This window comes from Candidatus Hinthialibacter antarcticus (assembly GCA_030765645.1).
Taxonomy (GTDB): Bacteria; Hinthialibacterota; Hinthialibacteria; order Hinthialibacterales; family Hinthialibacteraceae; genus Hinthialibacter; species Hinthialibacter antarcticus.
In genome coordinates this window covers 25,041-31,040 of sequence record JAVCCE010000050.1, presented here as the reverse complement: position 1 = coordinate 31,040, position 6,000 = coordinate 25,041, and the positions used below count along the sequence as shown (strand labels likewise).

Annotated in this window: 3 protein-coding genes; all 3 read left to right on the top strand. The window is 51.6% G+C overall.

Translation table 11 applies throughout. From position 1 onward, the window contains the following. Nucleotides 1-472 precede the first annotated feature (472 nt). Nucleotides 473-1,249 carry a tetratricopeptide repeat protein gene (locus P9L94_11650; GenBank protein MDP8244729.1) on the top strand — a complete coding sequence of 259 codons (777 nt, stop codon included), beginning with the start codon at nt 473-475 and terminating at the stop codon, nt 1,247-1,249. Nucleotides 1,250-1,279: 30 nt separating this feature from the next. After that, complete coding sequence (locus tag P9L94_11645; GenBank protein MDP8244728.1) at nt 1,280-2,533, top strand: SUMF1/EgtB/PvdO family nonheme iron enzyme; 1,254 nt, start codon at nt 1,280-1,282, stop codon at nt 2,531-2,533. A gap of 574 nt (nt 2,534-3,107) precedes the next feature. After that, nucleotides 3,108-5,768 carry an ATPase, T2SS/T4P/T4SS family gene (locus P9L94_11640; protein ID MDP8244727.1) on the top strand — a complete coding sequence of 887 codons (2,661 nt, stop codon included), beginning with the start codon at nt 3,108-3,110 and terminating at the stop codon, nt 5,766-5,768. Nucleotides 5,769-6,000: the final 232 nt, after the last annotated feature.

Sequence of the window (6,000 nt, the reverse complement as noted above, 5' to 3'; positions counted from 1 at the left end):
TAATTTTGTTTGAGAAAACATATTCGGGCATATTAAAAATTGACGAACCAATCAGGCATGGGTGCAACTCTGGGAGCGCCTGTGCATAAGGGCCTGAAAGCCCGCACTGAAGCGAGCAGAGTTGTACCCATGCCATACACCGCGAAAGATTAAGTATTGATGAAGAGGCTTCTATAAATCTCAATTCTATTTGTGAAAAAGTATCCAAATACCGGATGAACCATAATAAACGAAGATCGTGGTTTGCGCAGTAATATCAATGGATTCGGAATAAAACTTCGCATTATGCAAAAAATCTATACATGTCTTTGTGTAATTTGTAGACTCCTGTATGGTCTGCGCTCCCCGGGAACCGACACTAAAATGTCAGTTTTATTTGACGATTGACATACGCCAACTGTATACTTAAAGAAGAGATAGTGGCATCATTGCTTATGTTTTACACCCATCAACTATTATGGGGGATTTGATTGTGAACCAATCTTTGAATATTTTTACGCGCTGGGTATTGCTGGCTTCGATCTTTGCGCTGACGGTCTGTTCGGTGAACGCAGACGTCGTCAAGCAAGCCAAGGGTGAAATTGAAGGCCGCATCTTAGAGAACTCCGCCGAAGTCATCGTCATGGAGACGGTCAGGGGCGAGTATCTTGTTCTTCAAAAAAATATGGTCAGGGGAATCACCCCCGAACCCGAAGAAGAGTTCTATTACCGGCGCGGACGCTACCATGAATCAAAAGGCGATCATCAGATCGCGTTGTTAGACTACATGGAAGTCTTGCGCCGTACGCCCAACCACATGGGCGCCCAGGGCCGCCGCGACGCCATTTTTTATGAACGCAAAAAATCGCTGTGGGACCAAAATCTCAACAAAGCCGAAGAACACCTCGACAACCAAGACTACCGCCAGGCGCTGGCTTCGTTCCAACAGGTGTTAGAGCTCAACCCCGATGACGACCTCGCCCAAGACGTCGTCAAGCAAATGAGCGACACCTATACGCGCATCGCGTTTCTCTATTTCAACCACTGTTATGACGAAGACGCCATCGTTGAATTGACCAAGGCCGAAGAACTCAACCCCAATAGCGCAGAAATTTACTACGTACTGGCGCGCATTCATCACAACGGCCGCAACTATGAACAAGCGCGGCTCGAATATGAACGCGCCCTGGAACTCGACCCCAATCACAACGGCGCCCGCCAACATCTGCGCGAGCTGATTGACCAGACGCGCAGCCGCTGGCGCCGCTAACGCCCGGACGACGCGAGTTTTTGTCCAGAAATGATTAAGCGAATGGCCCAACGCTGCTTCTACTTCTTTGTTTGTATTTTCCTGTTTATATCCGGCCCGTTCGCCCAGACGAACCAGCCGCCGCCGCTGCTTGTGATTACCGATTTACGCACGCTGGGCGATGAAGCCTCGCTCGCCGAGGCGCAGGTGTTCAGCGATTTTATTCGCAATGAGGTCGAGCGCACCGGCGTGTATCGCATCATTAGCCGCAACTCCATGCTTTCGATTCTCAAGGCGAAGAAGTTTCAATATCCGTGCTTTGAACTGCCCTGCTTTGTCCGCATGGGGCGCGTGTTAGGCGCAGACCGGGTACTCGCGGGGCACCTGCATCGCCGCACCGGTTTCGTTGAATTGACCCTGCGCACCATTGATATCAAACGCGGCGTCATCATCAAAACCGTCTACCGCAACCCCCCGACGCTCAACGAAAAAGAGTTGCTGGGCGAATGGGGCCAGGGGCTGATCGCCGAAGTGCTCGAGATTCACGACGAAGCGTTTGAAGGCGCTGACGATGAGTCGATCAACCCGGACGACCAACGCATCCCCGATTCGGTGCTCAATAAATATCCGGGCATGGTGTATATCCCCGAAGGCCAGACCATCATTGGCTCGCTCGAGGGCGATCCGCTCGAACAGCCGCTGCATCCAGAAAAAACCGCCGCCTTCTATATCAGCAAGTATGAAATCACCAATCAGGAATATTATGAATTTATAGAAGCCGAAAGCCATCGCCCGCCGTTACATTGGATAGACGGGCAGGTTCCCATTGGCAAAGAAAACCACCCGGTATGTTGGGTCTCGTTTGAAGACGCCGAGGCGTATTGCAGCTGGAAAGGCGGACGCCTACCGACCGAATTTGAGTGGGAACACGCCGCCAAGGGCGCAGAGTTGCGCGAGTTCCCTTGGGGAAGCCGCTTTCAGCCGAATCTGGCGAATACCTGGGAAGCGAACCGCGAAGACACCAGCCCGGTCGGCAGTTATCCATTTGGGGCCAGCCCCTTTGGCGTGCATGACATGGCGGGCAACGTGTTTGAATGGACATCGAGTTTTTTCCAGTCGTATCCCGGCTCGAAGATAAAGGTTGAAGGGGCCAAAGTCACCCACCGCGTTTTGCGCGGCGGTTCATGGAACTTCGAAAGTTATTACGCCCGTTCTTCACACCGAATGGCCCGGCCCGGCGGCGAACGCAGCCGCTCGTTTGGCTTTCGCATTGTCCGCGATGTAAAATCAGCGTTAACGCAATAAAGCGCAAAACGTATTTAAAGAAAACAAACTGGACGGACTGTCTTTACGTTGATAGTGTATACCAATAAGAAACGGGAACGGGCTGAAATCGATCAGAAGCCATCTCAAAAATAAAGATTGCAAAAAGAAGCTTCGACAAATCAATAATTGACAATCAATTTTGACATGGGTGAAACTCTGGAAGCGCCTGTGCATAAGGGCCTGAAGGCCCGCGCCGAAGAGAGCAGAGTTGTACTAATGCCTGACGAAGCGAAAGATCAAGTTTTTTGGTTCATCCGGTAAGTGAGTACCTACATTGATGGATGGCCAGGATTTTTATTCAGAAACAGGCTCTGGTATTTCAATAATTGACAATCAATTTTGGCATGGGTGGAACTCTGGGAGCGCCTGTGCATAAGGGCCTGAAAGCCCGCACCGAAGCGAGCAGAGTTGTACCCATGCCAGACGCAGCGAAAGATCAAGTTTTTTTGAGATAGCATCTAATGAGTTGATCGTTTTGAATAATAAAGCCCGATTTGGGCGTGTTGTAATCATAATGAATGAGTGGAAAGAGATACACCTGAAGGAGTATGGCGTGATTCGTATTGTTAGAACGGTTCTGATTCTTATATTTGTGGTTGCATTGAATGGGCAGACTGACGTTGTCTATTTAAAAAGCGGCGCCCAGTTTCTTGGCACCGTCGCCCAGGATACCGGCGGCGCTGAAGTTCAAATCAAAACAACCAGCGGCGTGATGACCTTCAAGCGCAGCGATATTTCGCGCATTGAAAAAGGCTCGCAACTCGACAACGCGCTGTTTGAAGCAAAATATGAATTAGGCGAAGGCAACTTTTTTGAGGCGGTGTCAAGATACGCCGACATTCTAAAAATGCCGTCCGCCGCCGCAAAAAATAACCAGATTCTCAAAGAACAAGAGAACGCCATTCGCGATTTCATTCGTTCGCACGACAAACACAGCCCGCTGCAAGACGGCGTGAACGATCTCGCACAGATTGAGCGGTTTAAAACCATCCTTTCAAACCCTCAACTGTTAGAACTGCTGCAAGCCGAAAAAAAGAAACTCGAAAGCAAAACCGCCCAGGCCCATTTTGATGAAGCCAAGCGCCTCGAAACCAACGGAAACATCGAAGAGGCGGCGGATCATTACGCGACGGTATTGAACAATTTCCCTAAACATCCGTTGTCTCAAAATTTAGACCGCACCTTGCTCAACGCCTATCTGCAAATCGGCGAAGACGCCTACAAGACCAACATGTACCGTCCGTCGGCCAAAGCGCGCGCGGCCTTTTCAGAAGTGCTGGACCGGTCCGCCGACCATCCGGTGGCGCTGTTTTATCTGGGCCAGATGGAAGTTGACGATAAAAATTACGAAAAAGCCAAAGAGCATTTATTGCAACTGGACGCATCAAAATTAAGTACGCGCGACGCGCAAAAGCGTACGCAGTTGCTGCAACTGATTGAAACGCGCACTCAACCGCGCGCCGTCCCCACGCGTCGGCCCGTGCGCGAGCCGGAGCCAACCCCCACCCCCCAATTGAGCAAGTTTGAACACATCCAAGGTTGGTTTTCTGACAAATGGGGCAACGCCAGCAAAGGCGCCCAAGACCTGTTTTCGTCGCCGGGCAAACTTTTTGATTTCGCAAAAACCTGGGGCGTCAACCTGGGCGTCCTCTTTGGGGCGATTTTATTGCTGTGGTATTACCCCATGAAGGTGGTGGTCAAAGACCTGCCCAACCGCCGCGTGGTGTATTACAACTGGCGGCGCATCGTGAGTTATACCGGCATCGTCGGATTGATCGCCTATTTCATTGACCGGTGGTATCGCGAAGAGCCGGGCAAGCGCTGCCCCAAATGCAACCGCAATATAAATAATCCCGAAATATTTGAAGATTTTGATTTTGAAAAATGCCCCTACTGCGAGGCGACCATCAAGCCGCCGTTTACGTTGTCTGACATTATTCAACAGCGTTCGCAGATGATCGCGGTGGCCAAGTCGATGTCGACCGGCGTTCAGGATGAAGCCCAGCGCGAAGAAATGATTAACCTGCTCACGCTGATTATTACCCATGCGCGAAAGATCCGCGCCAGCGATATTCACATCGAGCCGGAAGAAGGCCGCATTCTGGTGCGCTTTCGCGTTGACGGCGTGATTACCGAATCGCTGGTGCTCGACGGCGGACTGAACACCCTGCTCAGCAGTTGCATCAAAATTGTCAGCAACCTCGATATCGCTGAGCGCCGTCTGCCCCAAGACGGTCACTTCCGCCGCGTGATTCTCAAAGAAGAAATCAACGTGCGTACTTCCACCATCCCCACTCGCACGGGCGAAAAAGTGGTCATGCGGCTGCTCGATCAAAAACTCGCCAGCGTGGCGCTTGATTCGCTGGGCGTACGCAATGAACCGCTCGAAAAATACCGCCGCGCCATCACCGCGCCGCACGGTTTGATTCTCGCGACCGGGCCAACGGGAAGCGGTAAAACCACGCTGCACTACGCGTCGCTGCAGTTCATCAACGACGGCTCGAAAAATATCGTCACGGTTGAAGACCCGATTGAATATGAACTCGAAGGCATCAACCAGATTCAACACAACACCAAAACCGGCCTGACCTTCGCCACAGCGCTGCGCTCGATTCTTCGCCAAGACCCTGACGTAATTATGATCGGCGAAATTCGCGACCTCGAAACCGCCGAAATCGCCGTGAACGCGGCGTTGACGGGCCACCTGGTGTTCTCGACGCTGCACACCATCGACACCTCGACCTCAATCTCGCGGCTAATTGATATTGGCGTGGACGTGAAGTTGATTAGCTCCGCGCTGTTGGGCATTGTCGCGCAACGCCTGGTGCGCAAACTGTGCCCGCATTGCAAAAAGAAATCGACCACGACTGATAAGGAACTCACTCAACTGGGGGCCGAGTCGAAAATGTTGGTCGGCCAACCGATCTATCGTCCCCGTGGTTGCCGTGAATGTATGGGGACGGGCTACATTGGCCGGACTGGCATTTATGAAATGTTGATTCCCGACGGCGACATGCGCAATAATATTGAAATTGGCGCCAGCACAAAAGAGATCCGCCAGGCGTCGATGAAATCCGGCATGAAGACGTTGCGCACCGAAGGCGTGTATAAAATCCTGACGGGGCACACCTCGATTGAAGAAGTGGTTCGCGTCACAACCGAAGACGTCTTCGCTGACGACCCGGCGTCCGCCGATACCATTACGGTGGACTAAAGCAAGCATCAAATGAAACCAATCCCCGTTGGCAAACCGCTAGCGGGGATTTTTTTATGGTTCATCCGGTAATTGAATACTTACATTGATGAATGGCCATAATTGTAATTCAGAAACGGGCTTCTGCATATCACAAACTGGCTTACCAGTCAGGCATGGGTGCAACTCTGCGAGCGCCTGTGCATAAGGGCCTAAAAGCCCGCACTGAAGCGAGCAGAGTTGTACCCATGCC

Bases quoted from the DNA above. Each gene is read 5' to 3' on its own strand.
- P9L94_11645 (MDP8244728.1), top strand. From the start codon at position 1,280: ATGATTAAGCGAATGGCCCAACGCTGCTTCTACTTCTTTGTTTGTATT.